Annotated in this window: 12 protein-coding genes; 5 read left to right on the forward strand and 7 right to left on the reverse strand. The window is 46.2% G+C overall.

Annotation, left to right across the window (positions count from 1 at the left end):
• Positions 1–270 precede the first annotated feature (270 nt).
• Positions 271–609: a YggL family protein gene (locus R7Q09_RS04920; protein WP_005374208.1), complete on the reverse strand. Its 339-nt coding sequence runs from the start codon at positions 607–609 to the stop codon at positions 271–273.
• A gap of 266 nt (positions 610–875) precedes the next feature.
• On the opposite strand from R7Q09_RS04920, the gene R7Q09_RS04925 reads away from it, so the two are divergent.
• Positions 876–2,912 (forward strand): PhoX family protein, encoded by a 2,037-nt coding sequence (locus tag R7Q09_RS04925; protein WP_005384183.1) that lies wholly within the window; start codon positions 876–878, stop codon positions 2,910–2,912.
• Positions 2,913–2,996: 84 nt separating this feature from the next.
• On the opposite strand, the gene R7Q09_RS04930 is transcribed toward R7Q09_RS04925, so the two are convergent.
• The 3 genes from R7Q09_RS04930 to R7Q09_RS04940 all read right to left on the reverse strand — a co-directional run bounded on the left by R7Q09_RS04930 (position 2,997) and on the right by R7Q09_RS04940 (position 7,993).
• Positions 2,997–4,388: a glycoside hydrolase family 1 protein gene (locus R7Q09_RS04930; protein ID WP_064369502.1), complete on the reverse strand. Its 1,392-nt coding sequence runs from the start codon at positions 4,386–4,388 to the stop codon at positions 2,997–2,999.
• Between the two features lie 191 nt (positions 4,389–4,579).
• Complete coding sequence (locus tag R7Q09_RS04935; RefSeq protein ID WP_213987159.1) at positions 4,580–5,707, reverse strand: conjugal transfer protein TraF; 1,128 nt, start codon at positions 5,705–5,707, stop codon at positions 4,580–4,582.
• A gap of 213 nt (positions 5,708–5,920) precedes the next feature.
• The gene (locus tag R7Q09_RS04940) at positions 5,921–7,993 is read right to left on the reverse strand and encodes a sensor histidine kinase (RefSeq protein WP_262666486.1); all 2,073 of its coding nucleotides are present in this window, start codon (positions 7,991–7,993) and stop codon (positions 5,921–5,923) included.
• A gap of 171 nt (positions 7,994–8,164) precedes the next feature.
• On the opposite strand from R7Q09_RS04940, the gene R7Q09_RS04945 reads away from it, so the two are divergent.
• Positions 8,165–9,514 (forward strand): sigma-54 dependent transcriptional regulator, encoded by a 1,350-nt coding sequence (locus tag R7Q09_RS04945; protein WP_318070553.1) that lies wholly within the window; start codon positions 8,165–8,167, stop codon positions 9,512–9,514.
• Between the two features lie 43 nt (positions 9,515–9,557).
• Here the strand turns inward: R7Q09_RS04945 and R7Q09_RS04950 are convergent, their stop codons facing one another.
• Both R7Q09_RS04950 and brnQ read right to left on the reverse strand, forming a co-directional pair.
• On the reverse strand, positions 9,558–10,766 hold the full coding sequence (locus R7Q09_RS04950) for a GGDEF domain-containing protein (RefSeq protein WP_005374203.1): 1,209 nt from the start codon (positions 10,764–10,766) through the stop codon (positions 9,558–9,560).
• 103 nt (positions 10,767–10,869) lie between these two features.
• Positions 10,870–12,180 (reverse strand): branched-chain amino acid transport system II carrier protein, encoded by a 1,311-nt coding sequence (gene brnQ, locus R7Q09_RS04955; protein ID WP_104970290.1) that lies wholly within the window; start codon positions 12,178–12,180, stop codon positions 10,870–10,872.
• Positions 12,181–13,016: 836 nt separating this feature from the next.
• Here brnQ and R7Q09_RS04960 point away from each other — a divergent pair.
• From R7Q09_RS04960 to lhgO, 3 genes are all read left to right on the forward strand, one after another.
• Positions 13,017–14,027: a TAXI family TRAP transporter solute-binding subunit gene (locus R7Q09_RS04960; protein ID WP_005374185.1), complete on the forward strand. Its 1,011-nt coding sequence runs from the start codon at positions 13,017–13,019 to the stop codon at positions 14,025–14,027.
• 88 nt (positions 14,028–14,115) lie between these two features.
• Positions 14,116–16,239, forward strand: a complete 2,124-nt coding sequence (locus tag R7Q09_RS04965; RefSeq protein ID WP_213966678.1) for a TRAP transporter permease — start codon at positions 14,116–14,118, stop codon at positions 16,237–16,239.
• An 8-nt stretch (positions 16,240–16,247) separates the two neighbouring features.
• The gene (gene lhgO / locus R7Q09_RS04970) at positions 16,248–17,474 is read left to right on the forward strand and encodes an L-2-hydroxyglutarate oxidase (RefSeq protein WP_213886225.1); all 1,227 of its coding nucleotides are present in this window, start codon (positions 16,248–16,250) and stop codon (positions 17,472–17,474) included.
• 47 nt (positions 17,475–17,521) lie between these two features.
• Here the strand turns inward: lhgO and R7Q09_RS04975 are convergent, their stop codons facing one another.
• On the reverse strand, positions 17,522–17,926 hold the full coding sequence (locus tag R7Q09_RS04975; RefSeq protein WP_318070554.1) for a cystatin: 405 nt from the start codon (positions 17,924–17,926) through the stop codon (positions 17,522–17,524).
• Positions 17,927–18,055 lie beyond the last annotated feature (129 nt).

Raw genomic sequence — 18,055 nt, forward strand, 5'->3', positions numbered from 1 at the left:
AGCTCAGCTACATCGTGTGCGTATTCAATACTGGAAAGACACGAAAGACGCACCAGCTAAAAAATCATAGTTAATTATACCTAAAGGCACGAGCTGGCTGTGGAACGCAGTTTCCCGTTGATTGCCAGCTCAAAAACGCCACAATCACTCCGCGCAACTTCCCAAGCACCCTAATTTACTATCACATTCTTCAAAAAATAAAAAAGCCAGTCTTAAGACCAGCTTTCTCTACCATTTATTGAGCTCTGCGTATTACAGGTTGCCCTTTAGTTACAGGTAGTTGGCGTCAACTAGTTCGCCCGCTTGCGCGCTTTTCACTTCTGGGCGTGCTTCTAACCATTTGATAACTTGCGCTTTCTGTTCTTCAGTCGCACTGCCGTAACGGTCAGTAGAACATAGGAAGCCTTCAAACAGTTCTAGACCACCGCCACCGAAGCAAAGACCAAGCTCGTCAATGTAGTCGATAAAGTCATCAACGAATGCATCGTAACGGTCGAAGTCGTTAATGTCTGTTTCACAGCTGATCTCGAAACCTAGGATTGCGAACTCACCTAAGAACAGCTTTTTACGGATACGACGGCTCTTGTTATCGATCTTGTCTAATTTCATGATTATCTCTCGTAGATGATTTGATTTCGTACACCTTATACCTTCTATCACACTTTAGCCCAAGTAAAATCAGAATGAAGCGATACAGTTGGTGATTATGTGACCAGAATTTAATTGCTTCGTTAGCTGTGTTGGTTGGTTTGCAGTATTGTTGAAACACAAGTTTCATATGTTTTAAGCACTTTTGTCATTTTTCTTATCCAAACTTCTTGCCGTTCAACTAATCACTTATTTATTAATTAAACTATAAGATCGGGAAAGTAAAAATGAGCAAGGAAACCTTTGACGCGACGCGTTATAACCAAAGTGAAAACAAACCATTTGAAGAAGTATTAGAAGCGAGCCTATCTCGACGCAGCATTCTGAAAGGTGGTTTAGGTATCAGTGCGATGACAGCGTTTGGTGCTTTCGGATTGGCTGGTTGTAACTCGTCTGACTCAGGGAGTACAGTAAGCAGTGGTTCGGGCGCATCTAAAGCCGTTCTTAACTTTGAATCTATCCCTGGCTCACTCACTGACGCAGTTTCAATTCCACAAGGCTACACCGCACAAGTACTAGTACCTTGGGGAACACCACTTAATGCACAAGGCAGCGCATGGCAAAATGATGGTACCAACACCAGTACCGATCAGTTAAATGCGCTAGGCATGCACCATGACGGCATGCATTTTTTCCCATTGAACGATAGCACTACAGATGGCTTGCTATGTATTAACCACGAGTACATCGACACATCAGCACTGCATCCAAACGGTCCTACGGTTGAAAATGGCGTACGTACCATTGTAGATGAAGTGCGTAAAGAGATTAACGCGCACGGTGTGTCAGTGGTTCGCATTCAACTGGAAGACAACATGTGGAAGTTGGTTGATACCGATCCACTAAACCGTCGTTATACTGGTGCGACAGTCATGGATTTGTCTGGCCCGGTGGCCCACACATCTTTAACTGTCACTCGTTTCTCGCCAGATGGCAGCCAAGCGCGTGGTACGTTAAACAACTGTGGCAATGGCTACACGCCGTGGGGCACGTACTTAACGTGTGAAGAGAACTGGCCAGGTTACTTTGTTAATGCCGGGACTCGTACAGAAGAGCAAGATCGCATTGGTGTCGATGATCAAAGTACACGCTACTTGTGGGAGACATTAGCAGGAAATGCAGAAGAGCGTCTTGATGAGTTCTCTCGCTTTAATGTGGCTCCAACAGGAGCAAGTGCGATGGATGATTACCGCAATGAAGCCAATGGTCACGGTTACATTGTCGAGATTGACCCTTACACGCAAAACTCACGTGCGAAGAAACGTACTGCGCTAGGTCGTTTCCGTCACGAGGGCTGTACTTTCGGTAAGCTTGAAGAAGGCAAACCAGTGGTATTTTATTCTGGTCACGATTCTCGCTTTGAATACCTATACAAATTTGAATCTGCGGCAGCGTGGGATCCAGCAGATGCTAACCCTGATAACCGCTTGGCGATGGGTGACAAGTACATGGACGAAGGCACACTGTATGTGGCGCGCTTCAATGAAGACAGCACAGGTACTTGGTTACCATTAACGCTTGATAGCGTAACAACCGCTGGTGGTACGTTAGCGGATCACTTTAACTCACTGGCTGAAATTATCATCAATACTGCTGGCGCGGCGGATTTAGTTGGGGCAACACCAATGGATCGACCTGAGTGGTGTACGGTTGATCCATTCACGGGTTCAGTATATTTAACATTGACGAACAATACGCGCCGTACAGATGAAACCAACCCTGCGAATCCACGTTTGAATAACAAGTTTGGTCATGTTATTCGTTGGGATGAAGGTGCTTCAGCAACTGACTTTACTTGGGATATCTTTGTCTTCGGTTCGCCAGCAAATGGTGATGCAGATACCAACCGTTCTGGCTTGAATGAGCTAAACCAGTTTGCGAGCCCAGACGGATTAGCGTTTGATGGCCGTGGTATTTTGTGGATTCAGACTGATAACGGCGCAGATGAAGTCACGTCTTACACCAATGATCAAATGTTGGCTGTTGTTCCATCTAAGCTAACAGATGAGAATGGTGATCAAGCTGTGATTGGTGCGGATAATCAAGCTGAATTGAAACGCTTCTTTGTCGGACCAAATGGTTGTGAAGTAACAGGCTTTACCATCAGCCCTGATTACAAATCATTGTTTGTGAATATTCAGCACCCAGGCAACTGGCCATACAGTGAAGATGCAGCCGAAGAAACGCCTGCTGGTGTTTCTGTGCGCCCACGAGCGGCGACAGTGGTTATTCGCCGTGAAGACGGTGGAGAGATTGCAGTTTAAACACCTTAAAATTCAAGCCCTGCAATTGCAGGGCTTGATGGTTTGGGCGAATGCCTAGTTGCACTTTATACCTAGACAACAGGCTTAGCTTTTCAATGAACCGCCTGAAGTACGAATCACGTCTTGATACCAGAAAAAGCTTTTCTTGCGTTTACGTTCTAGCGTTCCTTGCCCATCATCATGACGATCGACATAGATAAAGCCGTAACGTTTGCTCATCTCAGCGGTTGAGTTTGCGACCAAATCGATTGGCCCCCAGCTGGTAAAGCCCATCAGCTCAACGCCATCCAGAATCGCTTCGTGTGCTTGAACAAGATGGTCGTTCAAGTAAGCGATGCGGTAATCATCTTGAATCTCACCGTTTTCATCGATTTCATCACGTGCACCTAAGCCGTTTTCTACGACAAACAGTGGTTTTTGGTAGCGATCGTGAAGGAAGTTCAGCAGAATGCGCAGGCCTTTTGGATCGATCAACCAACCCCACTGGCTCTTTTCAAGGTATGGGTTTGGTACGCTATCGACAATGTTACCCACTTCCTTCTGTTTCGGATCCGCACTTGCACAGCCACTTGCGTAGTAGCTGAATGAGATGAAATCGACACTTGCCGATGCAATTTCTTCTAAGTCGCCTGCTTCCATCTGAATTTCGATGCCGTTTTCACGGAAGTAACGCTTCATGTAGCCAGGGTACTGACCACGTGTTTGTACATCACCGAAGAACAACCACTTGTTGTTTTCATGCATTGCTGCCAGCACGTCATCAGGGTTACAGGTGTATGGGTAGTTGATTGCGCCAAGCAGCATGTTACCAACTTTGCCGTTAGGTACGATTTGCTGACACAGTTTTACCGCTTTTGCGTTTGCGACTAGCTGGTGGTGAATCGCTTGGTAAATCTCTTGTTCATTGGCGTCTTCTTGCAAACCAACACCAGTAAATGGTGCGTGTAGAGACATGTTGATTTCGTTGAACGTTAACCACAGCTTCACTTTGTCTTTGTAGCGTTCCAGCACTGTGCGAGCATAACGTTCGAAGAATTCGATGACGCGACGATCGCCCCAACCGCCATAGTTTTCAACCAGTGCGTAAGGCATTTCGTAGTGAGATAAGGTCACGAAAGGTTGGATGTTGTGCTCGGCAAGTTCGTCAAAAATTTTATCGTAGAACGCCAAACCTTCTTCGTTAGGTTCTAGTTCGTCCCCGTTCGGGAAGATGCGGCTCCATGCCAAAGAGAGACGCAGACAGTTAAAGCCCATCTCTTTAAATAGCGCAATGTCTTCTGGGTAGCGATTGTAGAAGTCGATCGCCACGTCTTTGATACCCGGTGTACGTTCTTCACGGGTTTGATGCGGACTCAAAATACCGTTTGGCAGCATGTCTGATGTCGATAACCCTTTACCCCCAAGGTTGTACGCCCCTTCTACTTGGTTTGCAGCAATGGCACCACCCCAAAGAAAATGTTCAGGAAACTTAATCATGTTTCTCACTCTTTATATTTAGGAAATGTTTGTGGATTTATTGCTTGAGAATAGTGTAGGAGACACGTCGATACTTGTATCGAGATCGTATTTTTATCAGTTCATCACCAAACGTCAGTAATGATAAACATTGATATATAGGATGGTTGTTAACAATGCCAACCTAAGTGAATTTAGATTGGCATTCATATTCAAAACGTAAATGCTAAATTCGCCGCCGCGCCAAACTGGTTATCGCCAGCGTAAGAGCCAGCGAGGTCTAAACTGATCACATCAAAAGGACTGATGCCAATGCCACCTGTCACTGAGTTATCGAGATTATTTTCTAGGTCAATTTCATAACCAGCGCGAAGTTGTGCCCACCCCCAAGCATTCCCCTCGATACCGACACGAATAAACTGAGTGTCATCGTCGAGCTCTTTAAAGCGCTTTTGTTTGGTGAGATCGGCGTCTAAGCTCAGAGCTACATAGTTCCCGACATAACCGATGCCAACTGTCGCTTGTGGTGTGAGTTCGTAGGTATAGTTGCCCAGTTTTGTTTCAATATCTTGCTCGAAGACGTCTTTTAATGAAAGGCCTGCTCTAAATGCATTGTGATACCAAGCGACCCCAAGATCCATATTGAAAGTATTCTTTGATACTTCACTTTTGTCGTAATCCTCGATATCAAAGTCGTCTAGTGTTGTACGTTGTGTGTAGGTTTTAAGTTGCTGGTATTTTGGTGTAATACCAAATGCGAATTGTTGTTCGCCTATAGTGTAAGCACGAGATAGAGCAATACCATATTCCACATTACCGAAAGCAGCTAGGTTAACGGCAGAATTGAGGTATCGATCTGCGGTGTTTGTTGAATCTGAGATATCGGGTGCAGCAAGTATCTCCACATAACCAGTGCTAAACAGGTTTACAGACATGTAGCGCGTCGGAATAGCAATTGCGAGGCTTAGCCCTCCGTTAATGACAACTGGGACGCTCTTATCCAACTGATCGAGGAGGCGATTAAGCTCGGCCTCGTTCGCTGGAGTAGGAATGCCCTGAATACTATCATAAAGGTCTTGGGCGTCATCTACGGCTGACAACGCTTCATCCTCATCGTGGATATTGACCCCGACAGCCGGAATGAGCAGACCGATATCATCATTTTCTCGATAGAGGGCACCCAAGGCTGGGTTATGTAGGGGCGCGGTCAAATAGTCAGCAGAAACGACGCCTGTATTTCCCATACCATGACTTCGAGCGTCGGCAGCGTAAGGTGCAGAAAAAGCGTGAGGTGATAATATAAAAAGCGCTCCTGTTGCAGCTAAAGTTATTTTTCTCATAACGCATCCATTCTTACTTTTAAATAATTACTTATCATTAAATTAGACGGTGGGAGCTAAAACTGGTGTCAACCACCAAAAATTGTTCTGATGAATGGTATGTGGCGATTCATCAGGTTAAGCGTAGGTTAGGCAACTCGCTTTATAAAGTTGAACAGGATTTATATTGCTCTCTTATTGAGAGAAAAGGATTGAGAGATGGGAGAAGTTAGGTCAGCTTCGGTGAGGAGCGAGTTTAAATACTAAGATGAAGGACATTCCTTCAGTAGTGTTGAGCTGTGCGCTGACTTTCCCTTGCATATCACGCATATTGTTGGCTGTAATCGCTAAACCCAGCCCCAACCCTTCACCAATTTTCTTTGAGGTTTGGAAGGGTTCGAACATGGATTCAAGCATCTCATTCGACACGCCGCAGCCATTATCACTGACGATCAGTTCGACCTGATTGTCGGTTGGATTGACGATCAAGCTGAGCTGCGGGTTGGTGGTATGGTTCATTGCGTCTAGCGCATTCGAGACAAGATTACCGAGTACCTGAAGCAGTCGTTGTTCTTCACCCAAGATGTTAGGTAAGTCATGAGGAACTCGAACACGCACATCCACTTTGTCTAGTTGGGTTTGATAAACGCGTAGGGTTTCTTCGAGTGCGGAAGTAAGAGAAATTGCTTGTAGGCTTTCTGGTTTGTTATAGGCGAACGTCTTTAGCTGACTGGTCATGCTTGCCATACGATCAATCAGCTTCTGCACCAAAACATTGTTGGCTTTCATCATCTCGGTTTCGCCACGTTCCGCTAGCAGCTCGTTCGTGGTGAGCAGGGTACGCAAGCCTGTCAGTGGCTGATTGAGCTCATGAGTAATCGCGCTCGACATACGACCCAAGGCGGCCATTTTGCTCGATTCAATTAACTGGCTTTGCGCTTCTTTTAGCGCTTGAGTTCGCTCTTCAACCCGTTGTGCCAGTTCTTGGTTGACCTGTTGCAGTGACTGTTCGGCTTTTTTCCGCTTGCTGATGTCGATGATCGTCGCAAGGAAATACTGCTCGCCATGCCAAGGGAAACTGGTTAGCGAGAACAGGACAGGGAAGACGCTTCCATCGCTGCGTCTGGCAATGGTTTCGACCGTGCTGATCTCTGCGAGCTCTTTATGTTTAGGCAAATCCTTGAGCAACTTAAGTGTGGTGGAATTAGGATTGCCTGCGTCGAATAATTCCCAAGCAAAAGCGTGTCGATTGACGCTTTCTGGTAAACAGAACAAACGCTTCGCCATTGGGTTGAGATCGAACAGTTGTCCTTGTTCATCAATCAATAGCAAACCAACGTGAGTTTTATTGATCATCTGTTTCAAGCGGCGTTGGGACTCTTCCAACAGGGCTTGAATTCGCTGTTGATTGATGTGCTTTTGGCGACGTTGTAGACCAATGATGACGAGTAATATAACCAATAAGAGTAGCGCTGCTACGCTCCAACCAATTACGTTGATGGTTTGCTGAATCGGCTTAGAAGGGGTGAGGTAGCTTACGTACCAATTCAAATCATCCAATTTTACGGTGTGCGCAAAATAGCGTTGCTGATTGAGCGTCCACACACTGATATTGGTGTTGTCGTATAAGCGCTGCGTTTCTAACTGAACGGTGTTGCTCGGTTCGTTAAACCAGTCAGCGTTATAGAGCGAGCTGCTCGATAGGAAAAAGCGTTGCTGGCGATTTTGCAACGTAATGATGTCTTGGCTGGTAATGGTCTGTTCGGTTAATAAGCTGAGGTTGATTTGTACCACCACAATGCCTGCGATATCCAGACCATCGTAGATAGGGGCTGCAAGATAATACAACGGGCTCGAACCTTTGGTTTTGTTCACCAAGGAAACCCCGCCGCCTTGATTGTGAATTTGTTCCACAATCGCTTTTCGGTCAGACAGGCTAAAGCGCTCTTCGATCAAACTCGATACCAATACTTCGCCAGAGTTAGACAGGATTAGCCAACCTTCCGTATTGGCGGCTTTATCTAGCTGAGTCAGCTGGGTTTGCAACGGCTCGTAATAAGTTCGGTTTCCTTTCACAAACGCGATGGTTTCCGGGTTATTGGTGACGAGGTAAGGCAAGTGGTAGAAACGTTTGAGTGCACGGCGAACTTCACCAATATAGTCGAGCAGTTTTTGTTGAGCTTCGGTTTGAGTTTGTACGCTCAACCACTGACGGGCAACTTCTCTGCTGGCGCTATAACAAGACAACATCAGCACTGCCGCAATTGCGACCACAAGCCATGTTTTGCCATTCCTTTTGCGCTGCATACTGACTCCATTCAGCTAGTGCGTTCTCACCAACAGTCATTAAAGAGTGCGCCTAACTGGTTGGATGTTAAAGACTTGTAAGCAAGAAGTGAGATCTAGCTCCTTTTCTCCTCAGTGGTTTTTGCTACCGTTAGCAAAGAGCGATTTCTATTCCACCTACGGTAGTAACTCATGGCTTTTGACGACACCCCTAAAATTGCACTTATCGAAGACGATGACATTGTTCGTCAGGCTACCAGTCAGTGGCTGCAACTGGCGGGGTTCGACGTGACCGCATTCAGTTTAGGAGAAGAGGGGAAAGCGGCCATTCTTAGCCAAGAATTTGATGCGATTGTCAGTGATGTTCGCCTGCCGGACACCGACGGCTTGTCGATACTAGAAAGCCTGATTGCTAATCACATCCCAACGCCAGTTATCTTGATCACCGGACATGGTGACGTCGATATGGCGGTAGGCGCATTACAAAAAGGTGCATTCGATTTTATCGAGAAACCTTTCCAACCTGAGCGCCTATCCCAGCGAGTGACCGATGCGGTCGAGAGTTATCGCGCACAAACGTCTACTCAAGATCGCCAAGAGTATCTATCTAGCGTTAGCGGCTTAGAAGAAGTGCTGATTGGCCGAAGCCGTGTGATGCAACAGCTTAGAGAACAAGTTGCCAAGTTAGCACGCATTGATACTAACGTGATCATTTACGGCGAAACAGGTTGTGGTAAAGAGCTGGTAGCGACCAGTTTGCACAATGAAAGCCAACGTAGAACCCATCATTTTGTGCCAATTAACTGTGGTGCTATTCCTGAGAACTTGTTTGAAAGTGAGCTGTTTGGGCATGAAGCAGGGGCATTTACTGGAGCGGGTAAAAAGCGCATTGGTAAATTGGAATACGCGGATAAAGGCACCTTATTCTTTGATGAAATCGAGAGTATGCCGCTGTCGATGCAGGTGAAAGTGTTGCGTTCATTACAGGAACATACGGTTGAGCGCGTTGGGGGTAACCAACAGATCTCGGTTGATTTAAGAGTGATCGCCGCCGCGAAAGAAGATCTCAATGATCATGACGAGTTTCGTCAGGATTTGTACTATCGTCTTAATGTGGCGCAGATCTATTTGCCACCGCTACGTGAGCGAGAAGAAGATGCGTTGATCTTGTTCGAACACTTTGCTCTGAAAAGTAATCCTGAGAGTCGTCCGCTGAGTGAAGCCGATAGAAAGGCCGTTCTTGCTTACTCTTGGCCCGGTAACGTACGTGAGCTTAGGAATGTAGCGATGCGTTTTGCATTGGATGAAACCGTCTCCGTGATGGAAATTCTCTCCAGTCGACCATCCTCAACAACCGAAGAGACGCATGCGGGCGTGCCGTTGGCGATTCAGCTACATAACTTTGAACGTAAGGTGCTACATGATTCTTTAGTTCGGCATCATGGACGCATCAATGAGGTGATGCAGGAGTTGGATTTACCACGTCGAACCCTTAACCAAAAGATGCAGAAGTTTGGTTTGAATCGCTCCGACTATACTTAGTGCGATTTCTAGCTAATTCGAAATTACTGGCATAACAAACACGTTATGCGCTTTTGGCTGGAGCTGGGACAAACTTATAATTTAGGTCTTTCCCTTCTCCAAACAAGGTAACGAGGTTCCTTCCAGTATGTTTAGAGCTATATAGCGCTTCGTCTGCTTCAGCAAGCGCCTCTTGAAGTGATTGCCCCTCAGATAACTGACTGATACCAAAGCTCATGGTCACTTCAGTTTTAAATGATTGCAAAGCGGTTTCAGTTTCGACCGCAAGGCGAATTTGCTCTGCGACAATTTTGGCTTGCTGTGCTTTTTCGAGCAAAACAATCATGAACTCGTCACCACCAAATCGCACAATGCAGGCGGACTCAGGAAGATGCTTTTTAAAAATAGTGGAGATCGTTGCCATGACGGAGTCGCCAACCGTGTGACCATAGTGATCATTAATCGCTTTGAACTTGTCTACATCAGTCATAATAATGCTGATTGCTTGGCTTTTTTTATGTGCTTTACTAACCAAGTTTGGAACGATTTCTTCCATGGCTCGACGATTATATAGCCCTGTGAGTGCATCTAAATGAGAGAGATCATTTATGGATTGCACCAAGCGTCCGTTAATTAACCACAGCATACTAAAGCTCAAAGCAACGATCAGGCAGATGCTAAATAAGAAAGTCAGCTGATGGATAAGGCCTGCGACCATAAAACTTGGTAACTCACCTGAAAAAGTACTCCAAAGCGCCCTAAATCCCATAAAAAAACTAAATCCAAAGAAAGAGTAAGCCATTGCTTTAACAGGGAGCTTTAAGTCCTTTTGGGTACCTTTAAGCATGGCGACACCACTAAAGAAGGTGACGATACAAATATACATGCTCAGATAAATAATGCGGCTTTTGATAGAAGGGTCATGGAAGGTGAAATAGTAAAATGAACCACTGAAAACAGGTGTTAACAAGGTGAGACAGTGAGCCAATTTTAAAGGGTATTGACGAAAAATGCTTACGCTATATAGCGTAAGCAAGAAGCCGACTAATATGAGAGTGTTGGCTATGACGATGGTCAGCCAGTCTGGCGCAGAGCCTCTAAAGCCAAGTAAAAAAGGGCCTAAACCAATGAACAGTAGTGATATCGAGAAGGTTTTTAAGCCTTTGACTCTACCCTGAGTGTATTGATAACAAAGCAGACTAATAGAGTAAATGCAAGAGAACAGAATAACGATAAAGTTCAGTGTTCTGATGTCTAGATACTGATTATCCATAGGCGACCCATATCAATCTTTCATTCAGGCAACTCCTTTGCCTGATATCAATAAGCGAGCTACATAGTAACTCACTTATTGAGCGATGTCTTATGTTAAATGGCTATTCATTCACCAGCTCGAATTGTTCGGTTTGGTTGGTTTTCGTCGTAAACAGCAGACCAACAATCATCATAAATACGCTAGGCATAATCCAGCTAGCAAAGTCATTGTACAGAGGCATGTAATTACCCATCCACTCATCGGTGGAATCTGGCATGTAACCTAGGATGTGCAGCGCATCAACACAACCAAACGTTAAAGCAGTGAACGCCGTCGCTACCACCATGATTTGTGACATCTTGTTGCGCACTGGTGCCATGATCATCAACGCAATCGCGACTGGATGAAGTGCCACAACCGCTGGCAATGTGATCGCCAATAGTTGCTCTAGACCTACGTTGGCGATCAAACCAGCCAATACCATGGTCGTGATAACGCAGCCTTTGTAGTTCACTTTGCTGAAAGTGTTGTCGTAAAACTCACTGCCTGCTGTGGTTACGCCGATAGCAGTAGTCAAACACGCCAATACCATCACGGCACCTAGTAATAGTGAACCAAACGCGCCGAAGTGGCTGAAGGTGAACGCCGTTAAGATGTCGCCACCATTGCTGAACTCAGAACCCAAGTACGAGCTCGTCGAACCAATGTAAGCCAATGAGATGTAAACAAATGCCATGGCAACCGCGTACATCAAAGCTGCGATCAGCGTGTATTTTGCGGTGGCCTTCGGACAATCCACACCCATGCTGCGAATCGCGCGGAAGATGATCCAACCAAAACCGATAGAACCTAATGCATCCATGGTCATGTAGCCTTGGGTTAAGCCTTCAGCAAATGCGCCAGATACGTATGGTCCCGTTGCGGCAGTTAGCTCGCCAGCAGGAGAAACCAAAGCCGTTACAGACATGATGATCAAGATAGCCATCAATGCAGGCGTTAAGATCTTGCCTAGGTTGTCGACCAATTTACCCGGATATAGGGCAAATAGAATGGTGATAGCACAGAAGGCAATAGTGAAAGGCACCAAAGCGGCATCACCAAACATTGGTGCAAAGCTAAATTGGTAAGCGACGGTAATCGCACGTGGTATTACGAACGCAGGGCCAATCACAATAAATACCATCACCCAAAAACTGGTCGCCAAAGGTTTAGGTAGGGCGGCGGTTAATTTGTCTGAACCGTTTACGATAGCGACCATTACCAGTGCCATTGCAGGTAGACCTACGCCCGTTAAGAGGAAGCCAGACATCCCGCTCAGAAAGTTTTCACCTGCTTGGTAACCCAAAAATGGAGGGAAGATCAGGTTACCCGCGCCTAAGTACATGGCGAAAGTCATGAAGCCCAAAGCGGCGATATTGCGTGCGCTTAACATTGTTATTCCTCTTATGTTTCGCTTGGAAGAAACTGAAAGGAATGGGAGGAGTATGTGGTGTTCCCGTCAGCTTCTTCTTAAGCTGACAGAAAGTTTAGATATAGCCTGTCAGCTCTGAATCAGTTTCAGAGAGAGCAGGAGGATCGCAGCAGCAACGCCAGATGGGCGTTTTAAAGCGAATTGTAATTGCGCAGTTGCTGACATGGGTGATCCTTAATGACGAAAAAATACCAAGGAATACGTTTGCCTTGGTGTGTTGTTACCCTAACGAACATAGGGCTATTGGCACAACCCCGAAGTAGAAAATAAGTTGATACGGTCAATGTTTGTTTCTGAACTGGTGGATCGAACTGCTTTTTAAATTCAAAATTAGAATAAATGACTTTTCATTTCTGTAACATGGCTTGTTTTGCTGTATTTTTGTGCTATTTGTAGTCGTTTAGGCTATAAACCTCCGCTGATAAAGTGAGCAGTTTAGAATGATGCGCTTTTTCTTCTTATTGTTAAGACGCTCATTAGTTGCAGTTCAATCCAAAATTGCATCGGCAAAATATTGCTTATTAGTGAATCGTGCATTTATTTTGTCTTGATCACATTTTATTAACCTTTTGCGTTCTAGGCGTGCAACCTTCTTCTCTTCAATGAGCAAGATCTTGCTCATTACTTTGCTATCAAATCAGCATGATTTTGCTCATTTTTGATGTCCTTCAGCACTTAGTTCAATAAATACAAAGAGTTAAAAGTTGGCATTTCAATTGCTCTAGGGAGTTTGTTGTTAATAAAGATTTAACATGATGTAAATCCCCAATCGTGAAACGACTACACGGAGAGTAATAATGAAAATGAACAAGCTGGTAAAAGCTTTGGCTGTCGCTGTGACTTCTTTTGGTATTGCTGCTAACGCTGCGGCAGAAGATCGTAGCTACATTCTTGCAACGGCATCGACAGGTGGTACCTACTACCCTGTGGGCGTAGCGCTGGCGACGTTAAGCAAAGTGAAATTGGCACCAAAGCACCACTTCTCCCTTTCTGCAATCAGCTCTGCGGGCTCTGGTGAAAACGTCAAACTGCTGAACGAAAACGAAGCACAGTTCGCGATTCTACAAGGTCTTTACGGTGCATGGGCTTGGTCTGGCGAAGGTCCTTATGAGAAAAGCGGTCGCCAAGAGCAGTTGCGTTCAGTCTCTATGCTGTGGCAAAACGTTGAGCACTTTATTGTTCGCTCTGACTTAGCAAAAACTGGCACGGTGACTGACCTGAACAACCTAGATGGCAAGAAGTTCTCTATCGGTAAGAAGAACTCTGGTACTGAGAACTCGGGTCGCCAAATCATGAAAGGTCTGAAGGTCGACCCTGATAAGTTCAATCTTGCTTACATGGGCTACGGCGGCAGCGCGAGCGCACTTCAAAACGGTACCATTGACGGCATGAACACGCCTGCAGGTGTACCTGTTGGTGCGGTTACTCAAGCTTTTGCTGCGTTGGGTAAAGACATTTCGATTCTTTCGTTTACTGACGAACAAATCAAAGAGGCGAACGGCAATTACAACCTATGGACGAAGTACGAGATCCCAGCGAACACGTACCCGGGTCTAGATAAGCCGATCACTACCATTGCACAGCCAAACTTCTTGGCTGTTCGTGAAGATATCTCGGAAGAAGACGTTTACCAACTAACCAAAGCGATCTACGAGAACCTGCCTTTCCTACAAGGTATCCACAAAGCAACAAAAGCAATGGCGATTGAGAAAGCGATCGCTGGCTTGCCAGTGCCTCTTCACCCAGGTGCGGCGCGTTACTACAAAGAAATGGGCATCGAAATCCCATCAGATCTAATGGCGAAATAACGCTAACTTGGCCCCGAGTTTTGGCTCGGGGCATTTTATCCCTACCGATTTCTAAGATGGAAAATGCCGCCAGAGCTTGGAGTATGAGATGAGCGACTCAATAGAAAAGGAATTGCAGAAGTTTGAGCTGCCCACGCGCACTGATTTTCCGTGGGTAACCACCACAATCACAGTGTTTGGCGTGGTGTTGTCTGCTTTGCACATTTGGTTTAATACCTTATCGACGTTACCAGAGTTATGGATTTCCGCGACCCACTTTGCTGGCTTTGCGGTGATTTGTGCGCTTTGGTATCCGGCTCATATCTCTCTCAAGCAGAGTAAGATTGCACTCGGCATCGATGTGTTGATTGCCATGGGCGCGGTCGCGTGTTTGCTCTACATTCCCTATGCCGAAGATGCGCTATATGAACGCGGTGTGAAGTTCGTGACCAGCGATTGGGTCTTCGCCATCATGGCAATTTTGATTGTTATCGAACTGATTCGACGCACCATGGGCTGGTTTATTCCAGTGTTGATTGTGGTGTGTTTAAGCTACGTTGTGTTTTGGGGTAAGTGGGCGACAGGTATTTTCCACTTCCCGGGTTTGAGCATGGAAACCTTGCTCTACCGCAGCTTCTATTCTTCTGAGGGCATGTTTGGCTCTATCTCACGCATCAGTTGGACTTTCGTATTCATGTTCATTCTGTTCGGTGCGTTTCTTGTTCGCTCTGGTGTCGGTGATTACATCATCAATGTGGCACGTGCTGCGGCTGGCAAAATCATTGGTGGTCCCGGTTTTATCGCAGTGATTGGCTCGGGATTGATGGGCTCAGTATCTGGATCTAGTGTGGCAAATACGGTTTCAACTGGTGTTATCAGTATTCCTTTAATGCAAAAAGCAGGTTTCCCTTCGCGCTTCGCGGCGGGCGTTGAAGCTGCGGCGTCGACAGGTGGTCAGTTGATGCCACCTGTGATGGGAGCGGGTGCTTTCATCATGGCGTCTTACACGCAAATTCCTTATGTTGATATTATTGCCGTTTCTTTCATTCCTGCTCTTATCTATTTCTTGTCTGTGGCGTTCTTTGTGCGTATCGAAGCCAAACGCAGCGGCGTTCAAAAAATCACGACCAGCGATGAATCTCTACTGAAAGTGCTGATCAGCGGTTGGCACAACCTTATCCCGCTGGCGGTATTGGTTACTTTGTTGGTTCAAGGCTTTACGCCAACTTACGCTGCTGGCTTGTCGATCATTTCTGTGGTGGTGGCTTCTTGGTTCTCAAAAGATCACAAGATGGGACCAAAAGCGATCATCGAGGCACTTTCACAAGGTGCGAAAAACATGGCGACAACCGCCGTATTGCTGGTGGGTATTGGTTTGGTGATCAACGTGATCAGCACAACGGGCATCGGCAACACCTTCTCATTGATGATCGACGGTTGGGCGAATGGTGACTTGTTCATCATGATCGTTCTGATTGCGCTCGCTTCTCTTGTTTTGGGTATGGGTTTACCTGTGACAGCGGCGTATATTGTATTGGGTACACTGTCTGCCCCTGCGCTTTACAAGTTGATTGCGGAAAACCAATTGCTTGAATTGATGGTATCGGGTCAATTGCCTGAACAAGCAAAAGCCATCTTTATGTTGGCAGCGCCAGAAAAGTTGGAACTGCTTAATACACCAATGGCGTTGGAAACCGCGAAAGAAATGGTGGCGTTAGTACCTGCAGACTTTATGGAAACCCTACTAGAGCAAAGTTTGGGTATGGAAGCGGTAGGCTTGGCATTGCTGGCTGCTCACCTCATCATCTTCTGGTTATCGCAAGACAGCAACGTAACGCCTCCAGTGTGTTTGACCGCCTTTGCTGCGGCAACCATCGCTAAAACACCGCCAATGCGTACCGGTTTGATGGCATGGAAAATCGCTAAAGGTTTGTATCTTGTACCGCTACTTATTGCCTATACAGGCTTGGTCAGTTGGGATGTGACGTCGGTAATTACCGTAGGCTTCTTTGCCATCATCGGTACCTATGCATTGATTGGTGCGATTGAAGGCTACTTGGAAGGTCCTCTAAACATTCTGACGCGTCTCTTGTTGGTAGTGGTGGGTACATTGCTGGTTTGGCACGATATCCCAATGTTGGTTCGTGTGGCAAGCTGTGCGGTATTTGTCGCGGTGTTCATTTACAGTGGTCGCAAGTTCAAATTGCAACAATCTCAACTATCGGTTTTATAAGAGGTCGTATGAAATCAGTCTATGACTACATCATTGTTGGTGGCGGTATCGTTGGTGTGTCGACAGCATGGCAACTACAGCAACGTCATCCAGACAAATCCATTTTATTGGTTGAGAAAGAGTCCGGTTTTGCCCAGCACCAAACCGGACACAATAGCGGCGTGATTCATGCCGGGGTGTACTACGCACCGGGCAGCTTAAAAGCGGATTTTTGTAAGCGTGGGGTAGAGCGAACCATTTCGTTTTGTGCCGAGCACGATATTCCGGTGGAGAACTGTGGCAAGTTACTGGTTGCGACCAATGAGCAAGAAGTCGAACGCATGAATGCCCTCTATGAGCGCTGCCATGTCAACGGCATCGACGTAAAGCTACTCGATGAAGTCCAACTCAAGCTGGCTGAGCCAAACATCACGGGCTTGGGTGCGATTTATGTCAAAACCACCAGTATTGTCGATTATCGTTTGGTCACAGAGCAGATGGCGGAAGAGTTTAAAAAGCTTGGCGGTCAAATCAGTCTGAGAACCAAAGTGGTGGCTGCCGAAGAGAAGGATGAAGAAGTTCAACTGACCTGCATTTCAGACGGGCAAACCATGCAACTTAATACCAAGTTCTTGGTTACTTGCAGCGGCTTGATGGCGGATCGCATGACTAAGATGATGGGTATTCCAACTGACTTTCAGATCATCCCTTATCGTGGTGAATACTACCGCTTAGATAGCAAACACGACCAAGTGGTGAATCATCTTATTTATCCAATTCCCGACCCTGACTTGCCATTCTTGGGCGTCCATCTGACTCGCATGATTGATGGCAGTGTGACCGTAGGTCCAAATGCGGTGCAAGGCTGGAAGCGAGAAGGGTACGACAAGGTTAACTTCAGCTTGCAAGATACCATGCAAATGCTCAGCTTCTCCGGCTTTTGGAAGGTGACACAAAAGCATCTAAAAACCGGACTGGGTGAGTTTAAGAACTCGTGGTGGAAGCCGGGCTACCTCAAGTTGGTCAACAAATATTGCCCAAGCATCAAGGTCGACGATCTCAAACCATATCCTGCGGGTATTCGTGCGCAAGCAGTGTTATCCGATGGCACCTTGGTTCATGACTTTTTGTTTGCCGAGAGCGCAAGAAGCCTACACGTTTGCAATGCGCCCTCTCCCGCAGCGACATCTGCAATGCCTATTGGAGAGTACATTTGCGATAAAGTAAATGAGAAGATAGAGGCGAAAACGGTATAAAACAAAGGCGACGTAACTGTCGCCTTTATTGTATTTGAATCTGGGAATTAGGAGTTGCCATCTTTAGGGCAGAGTTCGCCTTTCTTTGCGTGTCTTTCGATCATGTAATCGCCTCGGGCACTGTGCAGAACGATTGCATTCCAGACTTGGCCATCTTGCAACTCGAACTCAAACGCATAATGGGTGCCGCCGACCATTTTCGTTCTCACCTCATGAATTGCTTTCAATTTATCATCGGCATTCATTTGATAAAGCACCATGTTGAGTGAGCGTCTGGCGTCAGGAGTTGCTTCAGCAAGTTGCCAATGGCCCTGCTCGTTTGTTGCGGAGCAAATAGACCGCATTTTACTTTTCATGGCGGATGACATCTGCTTGTCTACGGCCAATGCATTTGGTGAAAACAGTGGAACCGTCAAAGTAATCAAAGTTACCAGAAACCGCTTTAAAGTCATAAAAACACTCCGTTGTTTTACTCTTGCTTGAGTATAGACCTCAATGGCTTCAGATGTGGTGCAGTAGACTCTGGACCTACAATATCGCAGTTCGTATCAACGAACTGATGATAAACAAGGCGACCACGC

The sequence above is a fragment of the Vibrio sp. 2130-1 genome, assembly GCF_033339515.1.